This is a genomic window from Thalassospira profundimaris (assembly GCF_003326795.1).
GTDB lineage: Bacteria > Pseudomonadota > Alphaproteobacteria > Rhodospirillales > Thalassospiraceae > Thalassospira > Thalassospira profundimaris_C.
The window spans coordinates 16,217-39,894 of sequence record NZ_JPWI01000015.1; the positions used below are offsets into that span (position 1 = coordinate 16,217).

Genomic DNA, 23,678 nt, shown 5'->3' on the forward strand with positions numbered 1-23,678 from the left:
AAGAAAAAGACGGGTGATAATTGTTTCACCCGCCTTTTCTTGCAAATAAGATTTAATGGTTAGATGCCTCGTCCCTTACGCTTGACCGGTTTGGTCGTGCGGTCGGGACGCTGAACAGTTTTCTGTTTCTGGTCCATGCCTTCTGCCAATCGCTGGTCCGCAGTTTTGCGGGCTCTGTTGATGATCTCGGTTTGCAGAAGGTCCATTCCTTTTGACAGCTGGCCCTTCTTTGCAGGATCTGCTGTCAGGCTTTCTGCCTGAGCTGTTTTCAGACTTGCTGATGCAAGGGTATTCAGCGGCAAGCGGGCAAGCTGTTCGCTTAAGCCTTTAGTGTCAGTTCCGGCTACAACAGACGGAACTTTCTCGACATAGGACTTGCGCATCTCATCGCCGACGCCAGAGCCGAGATACCCCGTTTCGATGTTGGCATAACCCTGTCCTGTCGAACGAGCCCTTGCTTCAACCACGCTGAGTTTCACCTGATCGGGAACGGGCAGTTTCTGTTCTATCGCTTTATCGACCATTGCCCCATGTGCTGCCTGAACCAGTTCACGGGCAGAGACTTTCGCACCAAGCGGTGCCGCTGTTTTGAAAATGGTTTCCTCCGAACCCTTGCGTTTCAGGGATAGGGTTTCAACTCCATTTTCTTCATGGCGCTCGACGGCATAATGCTTCTTGAAGACCTGCCCAAACTGACGTGAAGTGAGTTTCCAGGGCATTTCACGAGAATCATCAGCCCATATTTTGCGCCGTTCGCCACGGCGAGCCATGTATGTTGCAGCCGCAACACCGGCACCAATCGTACCAGCGGTCACAGCTCCACTTGCAACCGCTGACAGACCAGCAGTGCCACCGATTGTTGCAACTGCTGCTGTAACTTTCGGACCAAGAGTGTTTTGCATTACGTCAATTGCCGGCTGGGCAATTGATTTTACACCCTGCATCCAGCTGTCCATCGTGCCGGCAACCTGAGCCTTCAGCCCAGGCAGCGTCTGATCGACTACACTTGTTTTCAGTTCAGATAAACCGGGAGCAAAACTGACATCTGGCGGGGTGATATTCCGAACAGCTTCGCCTGCAGATGCCGCAAAATCGCTTATCGTGTGCATGTCTGTGTAGAATTGCGATTTGACATGACTAAAGAATTCATCCGCGGAGGAAGAATTTGCCAGTTTTTCCGGAAATGCAGTGAGCGCAGAATAAAACTGGTCAAATTTTTCCGAAATCAGTTCTTTTGCCAGTGCCGCGGTCGGGCCTGCATTCACAATCATGCTTTCAAAGAATTGTTGCGTGTCAGCAGACAGACTTTGCCACAATTCCTGAGCAGATTCGGTGAAGCTGTTATTCTGAACAATCTCGCGCCACTGACCATCATCCATTCGTTCGAACATGGCTTCGATTTCACCTGCATTATCTGGTGAAATCGGAGCATTCGGAACGGTTTGAACAGCTGCTTCGGCTGCCTGGATCTGGGTGGAAGCAGCGGCAGCACCACCGATGCCGGCAGAAAACAGGGCAGATCGACCAACTTTTCGAACGACATTTGGCCCAAGCTCGGCCTCAGACTCTGCTGTATCGATATATGCAACATTCTGACGCCGAATTTTCTCGTTGAACTGCCGTTCACGCCAATCCGCGTAACGATGCATGCGTTCTTCAGTTACTCCGAAACGCTTTGAAAGTGTCTCGGCCTGGGGAGAATGCTTGTCTACATAATAAAGTCGGTAGTCGGACCGTTCATCGAACCGCGCGCCTTGAAGGCGCGCCATTTGAACTTCGCTTTCACCGATCGGATAAATATAGAGGCGATCTTCTTCCGGAATTTGACGGGCTATGACCTGGAATTCCGAGAGTGTCTGGGCAATTCCGGCTTCCTGATGGCTCCGGTGTTCAAGCCACTTTTCCCGTGCTTCAATCGTCCCGTAATTTTCGAGCAGATACCCGGCTTCAGGATGATCAAGAGTGACATAATATGCGCCGCTCACTGCGTCGAAATGCAATCCGCGTTCGTCAGAACCGACGATTTGTCGTTCGACGAGCTTATCCATATCGCCCGGAACTACAAACAAGGGCCGGGCATTTGCATCAATGATATTGGCAGAACCACGTGTCGCCATCGGGATTGTCGTTTCCTGTCCTGCTAGCTCGATCATGTCAAGAGTGCCACCGTTATTACCAATAAACGCATTATGTTGCAAATATTGTGGAGACTTTGACAGAATAAGTCCAACGTCATCTTGCAACATAATGTCTTTTATATTGGATGCCAGTGGAGACTTTGTAGATGTACGCTCTAACAAGTTGTTTTGCAAGATTTCAGCCTTCTCCGTCTTATAGCGGATGACCCGTGGTTGTTCCATGCGGCGACGGATAGAGGGCTGTGGTCGAACGCCTGCCGGAGATCGCCGCGCAAGGGCCGGACTACCTTGCTCGGATCGCCGCGCGATATAGGGATCGCTCGATCCGATATCTATCGGAGTCAGTTTCTGATGGCGCGCCAAATCCAGAGCAATTGTATTCATGCGCGTCGCAGGAATGGACGAAATGTTCTGCTCATCACTGATTCTGTGATATCCGGCCCGTGTCGCTGCTCTTGTGATTTCCATATCATCAAGGTGCTGAGCCATCATCTGATAGACTGTTTCCATTGGAATCATGTCGGATTTAAGACGACGACCATACATCATGATCGCGTCACCAAGGGCTGGCAGATTTGCCGCCTCTGCGAGTTCTTTGGCCATCTCGACAGTCAGATCAGACGACATTTCCAGGACTTTTGCGCGCCGGGCAACTTCACCAGTGCGCGTCTGTCGGAACACATCCTGCCAGGAACGGAAACCATTGCCCTGAAGAATATTATTCATCCGTTCAAAAAGATTCCGCAAGGGACCGAGACGTTGGCCATCACCTGTTCCAAGTGCCCATTGCGCAAATGCTTCAGCCGCTCTTTCTTCGCCACCGAAGCCACTCATGATCACCCGTTGCTCTTCGGGGGTCAGAAGCGGCACAAGCGAATGATAAAGCTCATGCAATCCGGTTAAGCGTGGATCACCTTTGCTGATATCGGTTGATATCGGCATGGCATCAGTATGACGGAAATAAAGCCCTAGCACCGGTTGCCGATCCGGATTTCCTTCAATGGTACCATCGGCAAAAAGGCGATCCACAAAGCGAAGATCCACATCCGGATTGATTTCTCCTACCAGTTCCGTCAGCTCCTCCTTGATCCTTGCAAGTTGGGGTTCGAATGCTGCATCAAGCTGGTTGAGATAGAATGCCGCATAGTCGGAAATCTGATCAGACATTTCGGGCGCCCAACGCCCGTATAATGACCCGCGCGGCCCTGTTGCGGAGACAAAATCGCGAATGGTGGCATAAACCCATTTCCCGTTGTCGCCTGGATAAAGAACATAACCCGGGGAAATGGGGTGAACTTCATCGGTATAGCGATTAATACGGCCTGCCAGCGTACCATTCAGCAGGCCGATTTCCCGAAGATATGAGGATCGTTTGTCCCCTGTACTTTCCTCGCTATCAAAAGCTCGGGTAATTTCATCAAGAACATGTTTGAGCTCTTCCCGACTTTGCGGTGTAGCCTGATAAGCAAGTTTTAAACCGTCAAAACCGAACCGATTGGGAACGAACTTGCTCTCCGGGGTCGTGGTCATTGAATGGTCAAACCGGTTCATCCCGGTGTTTTGCAAGGAGGATGTTGCAGTTTCAGCCAAATTCGAACTTTTCTGATGTGTAAGCGCTATCGTATTGACGGGAATGACGGATTCCGGATCAAACGCGTGTCCGACTTCATACCCATACTCATCAAGCATGAGTGCACCATCAAATCCAAGTTTGCGCAGCTCACTGAATATGCTTCGGCGCAGGTCGAGAGGATCTCCGCCGATGCCTTGTTCAGCAAGTCGGTTTTCCCACCAGCTGACCACTCGGCCATCGGCAAGGATGTCGCGCAATTGCTCAGGTGTTTCAATTCCATAACTCTCTTTAAGGTTTTCCACCATTTTCAAGAGGTTCGCGCGCCAACCATAACCGTTTAGTTCTGTGCTCGTAAGTTTTGCCATGTTCTTGACACGGACATGAACCTCGATCTGACTGTGACCAGCAGCAACAGGATCGTTGTAATAGGCAATGCCATCAATCATTGGCCGCCCGACAAAAGCTCCCGATGGACTGACTGGGGCATACATTTTCCTGGTGAGATCAAAGCCGCGTCTTGCCGCGGCATCTTTCTCAACAGCAGGGTAGTCCGGTTGCTGACGGGTCGCTGCATGACTTTCTGCCAAATATTCTCCGTCCTGTTGCTTGAGAACAACAAGATCGATGGAGCGATTGCGCAATTGCTCAATCGCACGCTCCAGCATTTTGTTGTTCATTGTGCCAGAGACGCGAACCCGCGACATATCATCAAGGAACTTTCCGAGCTGATTACGAACAGGCTCAAAGTGCCGCGCGACCAGACGGGCATCCCCATCAAACAGTACATATTTGTCACCATTCTGAACGAGGAAGACAGGAGCAGGGTTATTTGTCTTCTGTTCGTCAAAGACCCGCACAAGTGCGGCCAAACCGCCCTCCTTATCATGGGGCGTTTGATCTTCGAGATCCTGTTCCGTTTGTGTTATCTTGCGTGCAGAGACGACGGCGTCTTTGTTCTCCCCACTAATGGCTGTCGAAATGTCGCTGTCGCGCACCACTTCTGTTTGGGGATCAAAGTTCTTCAGGCTGATATTGCCGTCAAGCCCGGCCGCCACAGAGACTTTCAGCCCGCGCAAGGTCATTTGCCTGGCTTGATAATCTATTTCTTCGCGATCAATGGCGATTGATCCGACGTTATGAACTTTCTCGAATTTGCTTGTCAGTTGCGGGTCTGCCTTTGCGATGGTCTCAACATTGGCGCCAAATGTCCGGAAGCCCTCACCATCTTCAACAAAGACAACACGATCCGGGTGACGCTTTGCCAACTCCGCATGCCGATCGATAACTGATTGTGCAGAAATTTCTTCCTGCGCTTCGGTTTCTGCGGCACTGCCGACACGTGCCTGACGCCAGGTGGCTCTGCTAAGGCCCTCGGCAAGCATCAGGCGCTTGTTCAAGGATGCGAGTTTGGCAGTGACCTCCGGAATATCTGCTTCTTTGAAGGAAGTAATGTCCTGATCAGGCTCAAAATTGGTTTTGAGCAATGGCACGTCGTCTGAAAGTTGACGGGCCAGCAATCCGGCAATCACATAGCGATCGCCATCGATCAGGGCAGGAACTTCGCGGTTACGCGCTGCCAAATGGAGATCAGCGTAGCGATCTGCAATCGGCTTCTCCGTCCAGGTACTTGCGCGTTGGCGCGCGCGTTTGGTTTCGCGTTCTTGTCTGAGCTGGGGATCATCGATGTCCTCGATCGAAAGGGTTTCGATCTCGCGCTGGTTGCCAGAGAAGCTCTCAAGTGCAATCTTGCGATTATCATCAAGACGGGCAATGACAACGCGATGTTGCCCAGCCAGCGTCGCGGCGATCTGCTCAACGTCCTGCGCGCTCACTTCGATCTCTGCAATATCGCCGATCTCGACAAGCGGGAGCGTTTCAATCATATCGAAGGCTCGCTTCGCATCCCGGTCAAATATCTGTGCTTTGTCATTCTCGATGAAAATGAGAAGCGCATCGTTACCGGCAAGACGGCGAACTTCTTCTGCTTGCATAAAAATGCTGGCCAGCCGTGCATCGGCCTCTGCGGCTGCTCGTCCTTCTGGACCTGTAAGAAGCAAACGCGGAGCCTCTAGAGCCGCAGCCTGTTGAGCGGCAGCCAAAGCTGGGCCGACCATCGTATCGGTCGCTCGACGGTAGATGCTTTTGCGCTCAATCGCATCCCACGCAACTGAGACGTCCGACGTGTCGGCAAGAAGTGTCCTTTTTGTGCCGTTCGAATTGAACTGCACGAAATCGAGACCTTTGGCCCAGGCCAGTTCAGTTACGGCCGAGATGACGGATTCATCGATATCCCCCCCGGGTAGGTTTGCAAGAGATACAGCAGCCAGTCCCGGTGTTTGTGCCAATTGTGCAAGAAAATCATGCGCTGTTGGGTTGTCGCTGGTGAGGTCGACCCCATTTCCCCGGCGCAAATAGACCGGTACTGCTTCGTCAAACAATCCGTCACTTTGAGCATCAGTACGACGCGTGAAGAGCTCGGGTTTGCTGTTCGCGTAAGCCTTTTCGAGTTCGGGATACTCCTTGTTTGGCACCGACAGCCAATGCACGTCGTTGACGTTATATCCGCGCTCCTGAAGGACGGCGAGATCGAAAGAATCTTTCTGCTCTGCTTTCCAGTCTTTCAGACGCTCGATCTCGGCTTCGCCGCGCTCCTGTTCCCAACGTGCCGTACGTTCGGCATGTTCAGCTTTTTCGCGACGGGCCATTTCGATTGAAGTCTCGAGTTGATCCCAAGCAAGTTCCACGTCACGGGAGTTGAAAATGACCAGTTCTTTCTGGTCATAATCGTAGGGTTCCCAGAGCTTTACACCATCGAATTTGTCAGATAGCCATGCCATCAATGCGTCTTTGAGATCACCGTTATAGTTCCCAGCTGCAACATAGTCTTGACGTCGGATGGCATCCTCAAATGCCGTATAATCCAACTCATTGACCTTCTCTGAGACAAATTCTGCGATGACCTTATCTTCATCTTCACCAGAATCGACCCTATCTCTGACCACCTCAAATTCATGTGCGATGTCGTAATAGGTTGTCGACAAGCCTAGCTTAAGCATGTCTTCATGCGTTTTGAAGAATTCTTCAGTGATCGCCCGAACGTCCGCTGCCCAGGGCTCGACTGTCAGGTCAGCAATCCGGCCAAGATGCGCACGTACAGGTGCTGCGTCTTCCATGCCGATATCGAGAGCAAGATCGCGATCCGGATAGAGATAAAAACAGCCGGACGTCTGCGACATCTCTGCTGCCAAATCGATATCCGGATCTGCGGCGTCGTCGACAACCAACCAATAGATATCGGATTTGGAAAATTCAGGCGAAACACCCTGCTTCAGGTTGTGTTCAATATAGGCATCGCGGTCGATGCTGCGCGCATCACTGTAGCCATCTTCAAGAACCTTGTTGGCATGAGCCCGTTCAGTGCGGCTCATTTGGTCTGGTGATATCAGGTTTTTGAAGTCATAACCTTTGGCCATCTTCAGGGCTGCGGCAGCAGCACCTTGAGCGGTATACATGAAGCGATTGCCTGGCAACAAAGCCTGACCGCTTTCCTTATGCAGGACGACAAAGCGCAATGAATCGCTATCAAACGAGCCTGGACGCAAACCCGGGCGCGGGAAGGGCACAACAGCCAGTCCTGGTGCATCCGGGTGGATGAAGCCGGGATATCGTACGGGACCGCTGGGCGAAAGCAATGGAACGTCGGCCGTTGTCCAACCTGCCGGTGCTGCGCCTCGGCGCATTGCCCAAGTGTCATATTGGTGATGTGCCGGGAAGCTTTTGACTTGATCATCATTGTAAATGGTCAAACCATTATCGCCAGTGCCGGTCGAGTAATAGACATTGTTAAACCGGTGCACAAAGCGACCTGCATCCGCTTCCAGATGAAGTGCGGATAGCAACTGATCCTCGCTGACATAATCGGGCACATCGAGAATACGATGAATGCGACTGCCATCGGGCTGCGGTCCCGGCGCACCGGCATGACGGACAGGGACCAGTCCGCCTTCTTCTTCCTCGCGCAATGCCACAGGCCGCCCGGATGAGAACTGCAAGGAACGGGCGAAGGGGGCTTGTGCCTCACCGCGGAGTTCCCACGGCATGACGAAGCGCCCTTCGCTTGCAAGAGCGCGTGCCTTTTCCTTGCTGACCCGCTTCTCGGTCATTTCCGGAACCGCAGCACCGGTAATTATCCGTGCTTCTGCCAGTTTGTCTGATGCCCGAAGATTGATCTTCTTGTCTTCCATCATGGCGAACAGGTTGGACAGTTGATCGGAAGAAATATTGGCGACCATTGAAGTGCCGCTTGAGACAAAGTCACCGGTCAGTTGGCGAATGTCGCGATCAAGCCAGTATTTTCCGCCACTTGAGCGTGCTCTGTTGGCGCGCAGCTCAATCTGATCCTTACGTTTGATAAGGGCTAGTGCGTTGTCTGTCGTAACCGTCACGCCACCTTCGTCAAGATATCTGCGGACGTGATCCAGTGTTGTCAGAGGGACCTGTGCGTGCGAGAGAACCTGTTTGAGCTCAGTGCCTCTTGGCAAAAGCAGCCCAGGCTGAACACTGCCATCAGCAGTCGTGAAGTAGAGCACCTGAGCATCACGGAATTGATCCGCTGCGGCCAACACGTTACCGGTGGCGATCAGGCGTTCCTCTCGATCAGCTCTGGCCGGGGCGTCGAATGCCTCCGGGATTGCAATGCTTCGAAGCTTGCCATCAACCATGTGGCTGGCTTGAGAGGCTTTCGTCAGCGTGTAGTCTCCCGCCAAGGCCTTTTCACCAGGCAGACACAGCTCATTTAAACGAAGTTCAATTTCCTTGGCCCCGTTCGCAACATAAAGCTGCACGGTCCATGCCGAGGGAGCCACCGGGTTGACAGATTGGCCGCGCTTCTTCAAGCCACCGACAACCCCATACATATCCTTCCCATCGGGCGTGTTGATCAGAACCGTGCTGCCGATATGAAAGTTGTCAATCAGCTTTTCAAAACGCTGGCGATCGCCATTCAGACGTTTCTCCACATTCTGCCTCCGGCGTGGAGATGCTCGATCTACAGAACGCGCAGCGTAACGCGAAAACTGTTCGCCAATGCGTTCTTTAAGGGCCGCGGCATGGGCGCGACCACTCTTCGCGGTTTCTGACAAGGCCGTGTCATCCGGCAACCCCAAAGAACGGTTCGTTTCGGCCAGGACACGGGCGAATGGATATGGTTTGTCATTGTTGCGCACATCCATTTTCTTGATGTGTACAGGGCCCCCAAATGGCGATTCCGCCCGGGTCGATTTGGTCAGTTGCACCTGACCGAGCTCGCGTGCATCGAGATCAAGAACGCGGGCTTCATCACGCAACAGTCCGAGCCGTTCTGCGCGTTCATGTTCAGCCTTGAATTCCGTCTCGAATTCATCAAACAGCTTTTCCTGAAGCTTGATTGGCAACATGATCATCCGACCGGTGACTTTTCGCGCAGCGCCGTCGATCTCCAGACCACGTGCACCTGAGGCAAGTTTCAGGGGGAATCCGAAACGACGATGGATTGCCGGATTGTTCTCCATCACTGTTGCCGCAGCTCGATCACCAATTTCGTTCAGGAAGTCGACACCGCCTGACTGGAGCAGACTTGATTGATTGGCGGTCGTGTTTGCGTTCAATGACCGAAGTTTTTGCTCAAGTCGGGCAGCCTGGCGCTTGGCAGCCGGGATGTTCGTCAACAAATGCAGGTAACGTGGCAGGGTTACCTGACCTGTTCTGTTGACCCGACCTTTCATTTGGACATGTTTGGTGACATCAGGATGCGCCTGGGCAGTGATGTCCAGGCGGGGTCTTTGATCGGCAAATGTCGCGCTTGCATGCAGACTTGTGCCACTTGCAACGCTCTCGTTGCCCAGGACCGCGTCCAGCGATCCATTATTAAAGGCAGTTTCGGTCCGAACGTCTGCAGCTTTTGAGCGTTCGGCCGCAGATCGGCGATAGTAAACAGGGACATCGCCCGAATAATCGATACCTTCAGCGCGCCCGGTGAACTCACCGAACGTATAACCCGCTTTTTCGATGCGCGACTTGATGTGATCGATCGGACTGACTGGCATACCAGTCCAGTCGGCCTTGGCGATCAAATCAACGACAGCGTCATAAAGGGCAATTCCCTTACTGCCAAGCTGTGCGTCTGAAAGATGGATGCGCTCTTTTTCAGAGAAAGGCGTCCCGATCGTGACATCCCGCGAGCGATCAAGATATCGCTTGAGCACATCTCCAAAATTCGCATCTATGGCGTCACCGGGTTGCATCTCATAGGAGGCAGCGAATTCAGAGAGAAATGCCCCCATGGTGTTTGCAAGGGTAATGAATGGCTTCTCGCCGTTCTTAAGACCTTCGATAGCCTTATCCGCAACTGTATCGGCCATCAGCGACAGCTCGGCTTGTTGGGCGATATTATGTAGCAGAGAAGTGAAATTGACCGAATTAATCCCGATTTCACCGGTTGCACCATCTGGCAGAGCACTTTCGCCGGCCGCTTTTATCTGATTGCCGAGATCCCCTGCCAGCAGGTCTTGTTTGTAATTATCAAAGGCAGCAATTGCCTCAAGAATCTCAGCAAAGCGATCGAAACGGGCGTCATCGATATCAACCACTTCAAAATCGTATTTGATGCCGGTCATGGCGCGCTCAAGTCGCATATATTGCCCGGATTCAGACAGCATTGATGAAACCATTTGCTGCATGGGCAACCCATGCTGAGAGATGATGTTGCCAATTTCCTTGGGATCTCGCACCGCATGGCGAAGATCTGTCCGCCCATAGAGATCCATCGTATGGGGGGCCTTGGCCCAGGTGGCCGAACTATCGTAAACACCCTTGGCATCCCACATAAGTTCACGCGCAAACTCTGCCCGATTGGGCGGCCCAGGCTTCTTGAACAATTGATCTTGCCCGCCGCCATTATGACTTTCATCGCGCACCAGAAGGGCATTGCGGCTAAGGCGCTGTAACAGCATTCGACGCAGCGTTTCCTGACCTTGCACTGTCTGGGTCTGAGCCCAGGTCGTCATCACAAAATCATAGTCTTTCCCGAGATGACCCTGGTTCCGAATACGGATGAGTTCAGCGTCATGAACTGCTTTGTTTGGCGTTGAAAGCCTGCGTCCGTCCGGTAGGTCAAGTGCTTTCGCACCGGACAGCCCGTCATTTGTGATAAGCGGGCGCAAGTGTCCATAGCCAATGTCTGTAAGGTCGCGCATGATGGCGGGATAGAGGTTCGGGCGTTCAGTAATAAAAACAGGCGTCAGTCCATTCAAATGGGCATAGACAAGCATTGCAGCTGCAACACGCCCCTTCCCAATCCCCATAAGGTGACCGTTGATGAAGGACGCACCTGTTTCATGCTGGTGAATCGCAAAGGCCGTGGCATCAATCTGTTCTGCCGACAGGGCGTTGTAGAGCTCCTCATGGTTCGCATAACCCAACTTTTCCTGCACAAAATCATCGATATCACCAACGGCGCGGAGCAGTCGCTGCTTCGCCTTGTCAAAGCTGTCCACGAGGTTCGCTGGCATGAGCGTGTCGAGCGGTTTGCCTGCTGATAGGGGATTATATTGAACAAGAGTATCGCTCATGCCGACAGCTCCATCAGAACCTCGTCCAGATCCAGCATTGTTTGGGCGTTGGGTATCTTCGTCTGCGGTGTTGTCGGCAGGTTCCACGTCAGGGGAGCCAGCCAGGCTTGAAATTCCAGAGAGTCCATCAGCTCTTCCGGCTCCGTTTCCGTCAGTTCCGGACGGATTGCTTTTGCGATCATCTCTGTCGCTCCGGGAAGAACCGTTTCGATCGCGACCAGCTTCGCCAGAAGAGCTTTCAGATAAATCGCCCGGGTGACGCTTTTGGTCTCGATCGGCAGAATTACTGTCCCGAACAGAGGAAACTCTGTCGGAGAGAAGCTTTGCCATGCCTGAAAAGGAAGTGCGTCGATCCAGCTTGTTGCTGTCATTTTCGAATGCATTACAAATTTCCTTCAGCTGATCGATGGAGTGGATCACAGGTGGTGTCGTCAAAGTGGGAAGGGGCAAGTTGGACTTGCCTTTGCCATTGACCACAATAATGTCAACAGGCCAGGACGCCCCTTGCTGGCGATAAAGATCACCAGACAGGGTCACATGGTCGACGACATTGAACGTGTCATAGAGCTTCCAGTGGAAGCGTCGCAGGCCTGCCTCATCGTAGGCTTTTGCCCGTTCTTCCGAGTTAAATGCTCGAACAGAGGGCAGGATGAGGACAGCACGGCCATCCGCGGGCAAGCTGGTTAAACCCTGCCATACAATTGCGTGATGGAGCCGGGACGTTGAAACGACCGGATCTCCGGAATAGCGAATGGGCGAAAGCCCGTTATGCGACATGTAGAGGACTTTACCCTGACCCTCAGAAAGCGCCCCAAATGGCGGGTTGGCAACCAGATGATCAATCTCTCTTGGCGGTTTGCCATTGGCCGCATCGAAGTTCCATTTATGCCGAGCCTGCAGGCCCCGAAGGCGGGTTGGATCGATTTCGTTCGCCACCCGATCTTCCGGGCGCTGCCCAATCAGTAAAGCGCCGTTACCTGCTGTCGGGTCATAGACTGTTTCACCGGGTTTTGCGCCGAGCAGGCGATTGACAAGGGCTGCGATCGTCAGCGGCGTTGAATAGGCCTGCAGCTCGACGGAACGTGATGTACGTTTGGCAAAGTTTGGTAATTGGCTCTGCAGGTCTGACATCTTGTCGATCAAATCTGCTGTCGATCCCGCGTGGTTTTCATAAATTTGACGGGCCGTGGCCACCATCGCTTGTTCCGCGATTTCTTCTACGGTTCGGGAAAGCGGGTCGGAAACCCTGATCTCGATACCGAGACACTGGGCTGCCAGATCACGCAATTCACGCGCCGACTTGAAACGATATCCTTCGGCAATTTTTTCTTCGAACGCGTTTTTCAACAGATCAGCATTTTCAGGTGATATCGTGTCCTGGAAAACTGACTTGAAGGCAACAGGCCCGGCAATACGGGCATCTCTGTTCGAACCATTTGAACGCGCCTGGTCCAATCGTTCCTGCCGTCCGGCATCAATTGAGCTGAGAATGTGATTTTCAATTAACTCAAAGCAGGATCGCCGCGTGTCGTGGTTCTCAGGGGCATTTATCCAGCTCTGCGCATCTGCGCGTGTAACATTGAGTTCGGAGACCTTTTCCAGTTCCAGCACACAGCTTTTTGCCGCTTGTTCTGATGCAAATCGGTGACGCAGAGCGTTGCAGGAAAAACCGGTTGGCAGATGTGTAATGTGCCAGCCGGGCTTTGATGACAGGCTCCGCGAGATTGCGAATTTGCCATGAACCAATGCATCATCAAGTTTATTAATGACAAACACGCCAGGGCGGACTTCCGGCCCGGACACAAAAATGTAATCACGTCTGGCAAAGTCCTCTTGAGGTCCGTCCGGGTTCAAGGGCCGCGAACTATCGCGCAATGCAACGACATCTTTCCCTTGCGCATGCGCAATCGCCAGGACCTGAGCTTCAGCAAAAGTCGCAGCCTGAGTGACCTCTATGCCGTGAAGTTTGAGTTTGAAAGCTGAATCTGATGGACTGGTCCAAATCTGATATCCCAAACCAGAGTCATCAGCGATAGATCTCGGGGCCGCCTGGTGCAGTTCTTCAAAGGCCGCATCGCGCGCACGGCTTTCTGCCTCGATGAAGATACTGTTTTCGTAATGGTTCAGAAGTCGCGTTGTATCAATATCGCCGCTATAGAACCCTTTGGCTTCCAGTTCTTCTCTGACAATCGCACGTGCAGTCCCTTCTACATCCTCAGGGTCCGTAGCATGACCAAGAACTTCAAGACGTGCGATTGCTTGATCTTTGTATTCATGGGCAAGTGCTGCGATATAATTCTCATCAATAGAGAAATCCTGTTCATAGCGCGACAGGTACTCGGCTTTAACCTGGCGTGAATAGAACGGATAGAGTTCTTCGGAGCGCGCTGTGATGACGCCATCGTCGGGAAGATCTTCAGGCGCAACCGTCATTTCCGCATCCGGGTCAAAGAACGGTACAGTGTCACCAGTTTTCCAACGTGGTGTTGTCAGAGCCTCATAGGTAATATCGGGTTCCCCGTAATGCTCGCAATAGGCATCGAAGCGGTTTTCATAGTCTGCAACACGATCGAGCAAAGGTTGTGCCTGGCGCAGTGTTGTTGGATGTGACAGCTCAAGATTATCAAGGAAAGCACCGACTTTTGAGCCGAGTTCCTTATGGTAATCGTCATAGAGTTTGTGTGGCGGCAAAGCCTCTCGCTCCGGGTGAGGTTCCGAAAAGCCAAATTTTTCGGCAGCATCAAATACAAGATTGGCATGCCACAGCAGGTCCTTGACATCCTGCAAGCGTGTATATTCCCCCGGTACACCGGGTGCAGGATCATTTGATGGGACAAATGTATGCTCCATCAAGTCCGGCCCTGCGCCCAATTTTTGCAGGGAACGCGACAGATCGTGATAGTTTTGGCCAGTTGAAAACTGGACTTCTGCTTCGTCGTCCAGCAGTCCGCCAAATTGATGCGACGCATCCTGGATCGCGGAACGTTTGTTCAGAATGTCCTCATAGCGCGCCTTAACATAGGCCGGGGTCATCATTGGTTTGCTGAATTGCTCAAGCGACAGTGTATTTCCGTGTGAAACAACAGCAGGTATGCCTCGAAGGGACATGTTCAGATAGGCCATATCGCAGGCTGTGCGATCGATATCCGTCAAGTGGGCGCGGAGATGTTTTTTGGGGTCAATATGCCGATTATTCAGGGCTTCTGCCTTGGCAATTGCCATCACGCCCGCGCCGCAGGCAGGATCGGTCATCGAGACGTAGCTTTTACCGTCAAGCAGATCTGCGCGCTGTTTGTTGGTCAGATCGCCCGTGGTGATCTCACTCATCAGTCTTGCGATGCTGTAGGGCGTGAATTCTTGACCGAGGGCGGAATTTGGCGCGATCTGCATATGGAGATTGCCAAGCACATCGTCGTCAATCTTGTTCGCGGCGTTTGTTACCTCGGCAAGGATCGCTGGATAGGCCTCTCGTATGTCCGCCAGACGGCGTTTCTGGCGGTAACGATCGACGACATCGAGATACTGGTTCTCGTTTTCACGCCAGGCATCTGAATTCTTGGGCATTGAGGCCCCGAGAAATGCGCAGCGCGAGAGAGTGAGGAAATCATCCCATTTCTGAGACATCTGCAATGAAGGATCGGCACTTTCCAGGTGGCCGAGGATGTTTTTTTCATAATGGCGGTGATCAAGCGCTTTGAAGGCCACAGCACCTGCAAATCCGCCCGTGCGCTCATCGCGGATTACGGGCTCTGCCTTTTCCTTGATGCGGTTTGCCAAACGGATTGTATTGCTTGTTTGTCGCGCGATATTGCGCAAGTTTGCGCTTTCTCGTGCGAAATCTTCATGATCAATAAGATCGTGCCAATCTGCTTTCTTCTCGATAAGTTCGGCAAAAGCCATGGCATCCTGGTCTCGACGGAAGAATGGCTTGATCGGAAGGCCGGTTGCCAGATGAATAACCGCCGTTCCCGGCTGCTTCTCGCCCAGATGCCAGTCAGTCCGAACGAGCCCAAAGCTTCCGCGCGCAAACCCTTGCGCAAGGCGCGACGGGCAGGGCGTTTTTTCGGAGAGGATCAGAAGGCGCGGCGTCCACCGATCATCAGGCATTTGAGGATTGAGTTCTTTGAAAAGATCCTCGCCATCAATCGCGCGTACACCGCGCAAGGCATATTGACCCCCAATGTCATGCGCGTCTTCGAGCGCATCCATGGCCGTTTCACCGCGGGCATATCCAAGGAACGTCTCATCACTGATAGGCCCGGGCGCAAAGACTTCCATATCCGAGGGATCATCCTCGCGGAAAATCGCGCGATATCCTTGACCAGACAGGTCTGTCAGCACAATCGCATGGGCAAAATGGGCCAGTTCTGCATCGGCGAGTTGACCCAGATGTTGCTCAAATTCGTCGGCAAGTTCAGTGAAGATCAACTGGTCCTTGACATCATCGTCATTGGCCATGTGCTCCAAAAGCGTTTCGCGTTCACTTTCGTCAAGCTGATGCCATTTCCAATAAGTCGCACTTGCCCAGCTGCGAAGAGCTTCGCGCGAGGGAGTGTAGCTATCTATATTCTCCTCATGCCAGTTCTCCGCAATGTGGCTCTCAAAGGCGTTTTCGCGGATCCGTGACACAAACCAGTTCTTGTCCTGCTCGGTCGGCTCAAACCGGGCATGTTTATCAAGGTCAAACCGCGGGGGTTCTGTGTCGAGCAGATTTGCTGAAAATGCGACAGGACCGGCAAAGCCCGCAAGCTTTTTGACAGGCTGTTGGTGAAGGCGATTACGCTGTTGGCTGCGCATGACGCGCATGTTCTCAGCGGCTTGTCTACCTGCCTGTTGTTGAGTCGTTTGAACAATATCTTCGTAATCTGGAAGATTGTCGTGGGTCAGTTTTGCCCAATCAGCCTGTGGGCGGAGTAAATCGACAAATCGCTTCGCAGCATCCTCTGTTCCCCATACTTGCCCGACTTCAACCCCGGTCGGCAAATGATAAGCCTGATGTCCCGGTTGGCCCGAAAAAGGAGACACAAGCGCGAAGTCTCCACGTAACCAGCTCGGACGACGAGCGGCATTGGTACCCGACGGTGTGATGATCCGGATTGATGACAGTGAATTTGCAGTTCGCCGCCAGCCTGTATCATCATGACTTTCGTTGAGGGGCCACGACACTGAGCGCATACCATAGCGCGCATGGCCGACAGCTGCACGAACTGCATCGTTATAGTTTTTCGTTTCACACAGACGTTCTGCTTGATGGCTTGCAACATCGCAATAGACGTAATATTCGCCTGTTGCTGTGCGCATAATGGCGTAATCCGCTATTTCCTGTTCGTCAAACCCGGCAATGACATGTGCACCGTCAAATCCGTCTTCCAGGCGCTCTCTGATCAGTTCATATTCATTGTCATAGAAGGTCTCCCAATAAAGATCGTGGTTGGCATCATTGACTTCCCACGTCCAGGCATCGTGTTCGACATCTTCTCGAGCGACTTCCTTGAGCTCGTCAACCAGTGCGTCGGCAATCAGGTCATACAGGTCTGCAGATTGTTCGTTATCGAGCCTGACATTATCAGCAATGTCGTTATCGATCCGAAATTCCTGTTCGATACGACGACGTGTTTCATCTGCGAAGGAAGCGCTCTCTGCAAGCTCTAGCAACTCATGGGTGGGTTTGTAAAAATCCTCGGCATGAGTTTCGATCAGACTTTCTTGCGTAAGCTGTGTGCAACGAATTTGATCGGTCCAATCGCAATAAAAGTCCTCCTGCTCTGCCTCTCTTTCAGCGTTCCAGATCGCTTCGCCCATTTCATGCGTTTCAATGGGCTCAAAGTCGTTCTCGGACCCGAATTCCGGGAGGGGACGGAAATCGCCAGCCATATTGGCGGGCAGATATTTGCGCATATGCGGATAGTCATCGAAGACCTCGGCTGGAACCGGGAGTTTCTTTTCGATGGCTGCGCGTATTCGGGCAGCGTGTTCCTGAGAAAGTTTTTCTTTGCAGTTCTGGCTGTAGCGGCGGATCTCGGCGCGTTTCGAAAGTGACGAAACAATTTCTTTAAAAGTGTGTTCCTCCCCATCGAAGACATGCAGCAAGCCGTCTTTAAGGACTGCTGATGCCTGCGGCTTTTTGTTCTCGAAATAAGTAGGTTTGCGGAAAACGACGTAATCATTCGGGTTTTCGACATCGGCGAATACTGAAACCGCACCCTTGATTGAACTCGCCACAGCTTGCTCATAGTTTCGACCAGCCATTTCCTGCAAAGCGATCTGATCATCGATACTCAGATTGATGATCTCATATTGTTGCAGATATTCGTCTTTTGAGAGAGACCAATCCTGTCTTCCTGAGGAAAAGACTGCACCTTGAGCCTTGAGCAAGGCAGCCGCTTCCTGAGTTTTGGGGGCGACCATATTCAAAGCATCCGGGGCAGACAGATCAAGTTTGATCGACCAGTCGGTCAGCGAGCCGGGCTTGCCGTCAATCAGTTCGTTAATCGCGAGACGTGCTTCATCCTGATGGGAAAATGCAGATGCATCGCTCAATCGCGTCAAGTTCAGAAGAGCGATCTGATCAAGGTTGCTGGAGGGCCATTCTTCTTCATGAATGCGCCATCCATGACCGCTCGGAAGCCCGGCCTCAAAGATGGCTACATCGACAAAATTTCCGGTATGCCAAGCGCGTACCGAAGTATTCTCTTCGGCGACATAGCGTTGACTTGATGCATGGGATTCGCCTGATGAAAAGACGGCCTTGCCGTCAATAGTTAGCCAGACTGGTGGCTGCACAAATCGGCTGTGACCGATTTGGTCTCGCAGGTCGAGATATTGCTCGACCTGATCTTGCCCTGTCGTCCCATTGCCGATAACCCGTCTTTCCAGGCGCTTGAATTTGCCAACCTGCGTGCTCGACGCCGAGACTGGTCGTGAAAGCAACAATTGGGATTTATCAAGCGAGATAGGCATTCGACCACCTTGGATATTACTTTGCAAGATTAATGCAGTATATCTGCGTTTGGCGTGGCCGAAAAGGAATTATATTGCAAGAAATTAGATTGTCTAAGCAGTCTCAGGCAAATTTGCGGCTTGCCCAGGGAGGGAAATATTCGAGATATTTCTCCGCAACAAGATCAGGTGCCATGATCTGAATGGGTCTATCGAGTAATCCAAGCTCACGTAAGGTGTCCAGCGATGGCTTTGCTGAAGGGGGCAGGGCGGCTTCCGGATATCGTGCAAATCGATAAAGGTTCAGGTAATGGCCTGCCGTAATAGCCTTTTCCGCATGATCTCTATCAGTGGTGAAATCGTCAGGAAGGCTGTCAAATCGTCGTAGAACCTTGTCGTTTAGTAACTCACGAACACGCTTTAGCTGATCGAGATACCCGGGTTCAAGAACCTGAGTAATTGGTACGGTAACCCCTTTGAAGACATATTGCCAGGCGGCTTGCAAGAGCAGATAGCGGATGACACGGGGATCATTTGAGTTTGAAAAATGATTAAAGATGCTCACGGCATGAAGTGCGGATTGACCCACAGATATTTCAAGCGTCAAGGGTCCGACATAGACCGGCATTTCGGCCAAATTCTTGGCAATATCGGTAATGTCGATATGGGTTTGTAAAGGACGCAGTGGATCGAACTCTATGCCGCAGGGCAGGGTGATAACACCAAACATCAGACCATCCCCAACGCACGTTTATAAACATCGAGAATTTCTTCCTGTTCAATGCGTTCATGCTCTTCCATTTTGCGAAGCCGGATGATCTGTCGCAGGATTTTGACATCGAAGCCCAAAGCCTTGGCTTCGCCATAGACTTCTTTGATATCAGCCATCAGGTTGGCTTTTTCTTCCTCAAGCTTTTCTATCCGTTCAACGTAGCTTGCCAGCTGATCAGCTGCGATTCCACCAACATCTGTCATCGACGATTTCTCCTGGTGCGCCTGGCTGATTTAACAGGCGCACGGATTGCTTCAGAATTTGTATCAAGTGATTTGGTCGCGCTGGGCCTTTGAGATTGACTTTTGGCAAGAAAAGCTGGATTTGCGTTTGCCATCATTACGGACATGCGCCTGCCCAGCGACCCGTCATAGGCTTTCTCGAAAATCTCTCCGACAGGTTTTTGTTCCGCAGTCAGCAGAGCTTCACGAAGTTTAACATAAGCCGCGCGCTCTTTTCGGTTTTCACCTTGAGGCAAACGATCGCGCAATTTGGCCCATCTTGCGAAAGCAACCGCAACGCGCTCTGTGCTTGTCATATGGCTGTTTGTTGGAAATGCTCTTTGTAATGTTGCTTTCTCCTTTTCAGAAAGCACCGGCTCGATCGAATGCCAACTTTCATGCCAGGCAGTATCTTCCCGATCAAATCTGGGCGATATTGAAACCGTAACCAGATGTTTCATTGGCTCGTACATCCCGGCCACTTCGGTTCGGTCGGAACTTTTTAACCCGGACGCGATCAGACCAGGACCTTCTGCAAAGAGTTCCTTTGGCAAATGAATATCAACAGTCGGATTAACGCGGGCAGCAATGGCAATCAACCGCTGCCGCAAGCTTCCCTGATCGCGTAATGCTTCCAGCCGTCCCCTCACGTCAATGCCAGCGTGATCTGCCAATTCTATCCCGGCACGATGTACCCGCCCTGCTGCTTCTCCAAAAGACCTGTAAGCATTTACCCAGTTTGCCGTAGCATCAGGACCGGCCCAGCGACCAATCTTTTCAAGAATGCTTGCATTTTCAGGATCAGAAAGGGGTTTGTTGCCGCTTTCAATGATCGACATCCATTTTCTGGCTGTAACTTCCGGAACAGATGCTCTTTGAACGATGAATGCTCTGGCACGGGTCAGGTTCTCCCAACAGGCATCTTCCTGCCGTCCAGCATCAGCAAAGCTGTTTTCAAGAATGGAGGTGACTGGGCTCATTGTTTTTCTTGCAACATAATAACTTTAGTTACTATACTCGCCTTCGAGCCGATTTCAACCTTCAACAAAGGGTGTTTTGGCTTACCCCGACCGAGACCGGCCGTCTGACCCCAGGCGGTCGGTCTCTTTGTTTTCAGGCACAAAAAAAAGCCCGGCAGAACCGGGCTGGCAAGTTTACAGGGAGGATTCGCTGTCGAATCAGTACGGGATTTCATCTTCGAGATCCGGGGCGGGAGGCAAATCATCGGCTGGATTTTCGTCACTGCCTCCTTCAGGTCCTTTCATCCATTCTGCCGGGATAGGCAAAAGGAAGTCTGTCGCACGGATATAACTGTAATAGTTGCCGTTCGTGCCCTGATAAGTACGTCGCTCACCTACAACGACCATATTCTTTGCCTTCGGCTTGACATGTTTAAGAATTACGTCCGCAGCTCCGCCGTAAAATACAACTCTTTCCCATTGTGGCGGATACTCGCGGAGTTCACCGGTATCCTTGTCGGTAAATTTCCGGCCGGCTGAGCCGATAACCACATGAGCAGATACGTTGCCGGAATGCTGATTGTGGCGTTTATCAACAGAATGCACAAAGCCGGCGACAATTCCGATATCCATGATGATCTCCCAGGTTCAACTATAGCGATAAGTTTTACCGAGAATACAGCGGATAAATTATTTTGCAAGATTTCTTGCAAAGATGCATTATCTTCAAAACCCATGCATTGAGGATCTGCTGATGATGGAAGACAATTTGGTTCGGACAAATCCAGGAAATGCTGATCAAGCAATCGAAAATGGACTGTCACTTGGCATCCTGGTTCCGACGGCCGTGCCGATGCTCGCTGCCACACCGATTGATCGTTGCCGCTATCTTCGCTCTGATAGTCGTTTCGATCTCTTCGAGATCATCGATACTGGGAAGATCATATCAATCCCATTTCACCAGCAAGACCGTCATCGATATCTCATCCACGAATTTGATCGCACCGCTGCGGCGCTGGCCCGAAAGCCACGCTGGAATGGACTGTGCTCTGTCAACATCGCCCAGCACGCTGTTCAGCACTCTCAGCACGCGAGTACGCCGGCAAAGCCTTATGCTCTTCTGCATGACAATGAAGAGCGCGATATCGGTGATCTGATCACACCTCTCAAGCATGAACTGCGGCGCCTCAAGGTTTGGGACACGATCGATACCCGGATCGTTCTTCCGATGCGTCAGCGTTTTGCCAGAATGGCCGGGCTGGAATGGCCATGGCCCGAAGCCATCGAGACTGAAATCAAAATCATCGACGAGCGCCTCAAATCAACCGAGGCAAGAGATCAGGTTGATCACTCGTTGCTCGATCAGATGCCTGATCAGAAACATGAACCCTATCCCGAGTTTATGGAAGCCTGGTCCCAGATAGAGGCAAGGTCAGCCTATCTGCAGGCCTGCATCGAACTTTTCCCCTCACTGAAAGGTTTTTCAAATGTACAGTTGGCCGTTTGAAGGCAAAGAGGAAATAGCCCGCCAACTGGAGGCATCTGAAACGGCCCGCGAGGCGGCCAGGGCTATTCTAAGGTCAGAATTGTTAACTTCGCTTGTCTGGGACCCGGCATGCGGACGCGGCATCTGCGCTGAAGCAGCGAAAGAGGCCGGATATCAGGTATATGCAAGTGATGTTTACAATTGGGGATATGGCGATAATCGTGGCCTTGATTTCCTCAAACGAAAACATCCTCCAAAGATATTCGCCGGCCGTGAATTTTCGGTGTTTTCGAATGTGCCATTTTCCATGGCTTGCGAGTTTGTGCGCCAGAGCTTTGCCTTAGGCGCCCGCAAGCTTGTTCTGTTTCAACGACAGGCCTGGCTGGAAGGTGGGGACAGGAAGGATTTCTGGCGGGAATTTCCTTATCAAAGACAATATTTATGTCGAAAGCGGGTAAGTTGTTACTGGTTCCATTTCTCTCCTCAGGAAAGGGAAGATAAAAATAGCGGAACGACAGCTTACAGCTGGTATGTATTCGAGCGCGGGCAAAACAGCACGTTCCAGTCTGACTGGATCGATTTCATCGAGAGTGATTATCGCCCCATGCAAGGCATCGCCCATGCCAGCTTTGATATCAGGGTCTCTGAGGAAAAAGCGTTCAGGAAATCGATCCGGAAATATCTGCCCGAGCTTGCTTCGGGAAAAGAACCCGCATTAACTGGATTGCAGAATGTAGCTGCAGAGTAACATGCAAAATGATGCTATCCTGAAATCTATTGCAGGCAGGTCTGAATGATACATGAATCAGTCGACAACGTGGAACTTATAAAGGATGCCTGTTATGCTATCAGCAAGCTTGAAGAGGAGAGAGTATCCTTAAGAGTTAGGATAGGAAAACTGGAAACCGATATTTACAATATGCCGGTCCCGCCAATCCCGAGAGAACAGGAGTTACGGGAAATGTCGCCGGCAGAAAAAGATAATCTGTTTCAAGCACGTGCAGATCGCGAAGAGCAGTTAAATAATCTTCAAGGCAGTCGGAAGCGCTTGCAATTTGTTGAGCAAGAGCTCTTGTCCTGGCGAGATCGAATAAGACAAAATCGATAGTCGGCCATCTGCTTAATCATGTCACTTTTGTCATAAGATATATTATGACTCGGCGCCTCAGATGTGCATAACCTACGGAAGTGTAAGAAGAAATCACTTCAATATAAAACAAAACGCGCCTGATATCCGCGTTCTGTCTCATTTCAAAGTATCTTTCGCAACCAAAGATACTCGCCCTATATGTGCGATCCTCTATGATTAAACATCCTTTTCATTACTCTCGCTTTCCAGCCGTTTAAGTTGGTCCTTCAGCCCAGTCTGTCGATGAAGCAACTCATTTTCCTTTTGTTGGCTCTTTTCGTACGAAACCTGACTGTCAGCCAAATACCTTTCGGCTTTCTTCTTTAAGAAGAACGTTTCTCCCCCGATCTGATAGCGAGTTTTAAGACCTGGCAATTCTTCAATCCGGGCAGATTGAGACCATGCCAACCGTTTTTTCGTTGAAACGACTGATGAAAGATTATTGTTCAGTTCTTCGAGTTCGGATTTAAGACTCGATATTCTATCAGCAAGACGGCGTTCCTCGGATCGCCGGTCGAACTCATCCTGGCTGAGTTGCTCGACCTTTTGAAGGAACACGATGGCACCGGAAATATTGCTAAGTCCCCAGCCATAACCATATCCCGCCCCACCATAACTTCCTTCAGAATTACTTTGGAACTTCCATTCCGCGTGATGGTGGGCGACACCTGTGGTCAGGGGCACACATCCAACAATTTGGAAGTGTTTGTCGTAATTGTTGCGAAGGATACGATCGAGTTCGGTATTCAATTCTTCAAGATTGGTGTTCCAAAAAAAATTCCCGTTTCCGGAATTATTTTGATTCATCGAAAAATGAATAATTTCTGTCTTGGTTTCAACCCAGCTTGGCATCG

8 protein-coding genes are annotated in these 23,678 nt (G+C 51.5%); 2 read left to right on the forward strand and 6 right to left on the reverse strand.

Translation table 11 applies throughout. From position 1 onward, the window contains the following. Positions 1 to 59: 59 nt before the first annotated feature. From TH30_RS18775 to TH30_RS18795, 5 genes are all read right to left on the reverse strand, one after another. A complete protein-coding gene (locus TH30_RS18775) occupies positions 60 to 18,278 on the reverse strand; it encodes a strawberry notch C-terminal domain-containing protein (protein WP_114099638.1) in 18,219 nt (6,072 codons plus the stop codon). 103 nt (positions 18,279 to 18,381) lie between these two features. Beyond that, positions 18,382 to 18,987 carry a hypothetical protein gene (locus TH30_RS18780; protein ID WP_114099639.1) on the reverse strand — a complete coding sequence of 202 codons (606 nt, stop codon included), beginning with the start codon at positions 18,985 to 18,987 and terminating at the stop codon, positions 18,382 to 18,384. Further along, complete coding sequence (locus TH30_RS18785; protein ID WP_114099640.1) at positions 18,987 to 19,232, reverse strand: DUF2312 domain-containing protein; 246 nt, start codon at positions 19,230 to 19,232, stop codon at positions 18,987 to 18,989. The genes TH30_RS18780 and TH30_RS18785 overlap by 1 nt, the downstream gene beginning before the upstream one ends. Then, complete coding sequence (locus TH30_RS18790) at positions 19,229 to 20,230, reverse strand: hypothetical protein (RefSeq protein WP_114099641.1); 1,002 nt, start codon at positions 20,228 to 20,230, stop codon at positions 19,229 to 19,231. Before TH30_RS18790 ends, TH30_RS18785 begins: the two co-directional genes overlap by 4 nt. Positions 20,231 to 20,428: 198 nt before the next feature. Then, the gene (locus tag TH30_RS18795) at positions 20,429 to 20,842 is read right to left on the reverse strand and encodes a single stranded DNA-binding domain-containing protein (RefSeq protein WP_114099642.1); all 414 of its coding nucleotides are present in this window, start codon (positions 20,840 to 20,842) and stop codon (positions 20,429 to 20,431) included. 121 nt (positions 20,843 to 20,963) lie between these two features. Between TH30_RS18795 and TH30_RS18800 the strand changes: the two genes are divergently transcribed. Continuing rightward, positions 20,964 to 21,716 carry a hypothetical protein gene (locus TH30_RS18800; RefSeq protein WP_147252056.1) on the forward strand — a complete coding sequence of 251 codons (753 nt, stop codon included), beginning with the start codon at positions 20,964 to 20,966 and terminating at the stop codon, positions 21,714 to 21,716. Then, a complete protein-coding gene (locus TH30_RS18805) occupies positions 21,697 to 22,443 on the forward strand; it encodes a hypothetical protein (protein WP_114099644.1) in 747 nt (248 codons plus the stop codon). Before TH30_RS18800 ends, TH30_RS18805 begins: the two co-directional genes overlap by 20 nt. A 558-nt stretch (positions 22,444 to 23,001) precedes the next feature. Here TH30_RS18805 and TH30_RS18815 read toward each other — a convergent pair. After that, positions 23,002 to 23,676 carry a hypothetical protein gene (locus tag TH30_RS18815; protein ID WP_114099646.1) on the reverse strand — a complete coding sequence of 225 codons (675 nt, stop codon included), beginning with the start codon at positions 23,674 to 23,676 and terminating at the stop codon, positions 23,002 to 23,004. Positions 23,677 to 23,678 lie beyond the last annotated feature (2 nt).

Coding starts and splice junctions, on each gene's coding strand:
- TH30_RS18785 (WP_114099640.1), bottom strand. CDS start 19,232: ATGACAGATGTTGGTGGAATCGCAGCTGATCAGCTGGCAAGCTACGTT.
- TH30_RS18800 (WP_147252056.1), top strand. CDS start 20,964: ATGATGGAAGACAATTTGGTTCGGACAAATCCAGGAAATGCTGATCAA.
- TH30_RS18790 (WP_114099641.1), bottom strand. CDS start 20,230: ATGAGCCCAGTCACCTCCATTCTTGAAAACAGCTTTGCTGATGCTGGA.
- TH30_RS18805 (WP_114099644.1), top strand. CDS start 21,697: ATGTACAGTTGGCCGTTTGAAGGCAAAGAGGAAATAGCCCGCCAACTG.
- TH30_RS18795 (WP_114099642.1), bottom strand. CDS start 20,842: ATGGATATCGGAATTGTCGCCGGCTTTGTGCATTCTGTTGATAAACGC.
- TH30_RS18815 (WP_114099646.1), bottom strand. CDS start 23,676: ATGCCAAGCTGGGTTGAAACCAAGACAGAAATTATTCATTTTTCGATG.
- TH30_RS18775 (WP_114099638.1), bottom strand. CDS start 18,278: ATGCCTATCTCGCTTGATAAATCCCAATTGTTGCTTTCACGACCAGTC.
- TH30_RS18780 (WP_114099639.1), bottom strand. CDS start 18,987: ATGTTTGGTGTTATCACCCTGCCCTGCGGCATAGAGTTCGATCCACTG.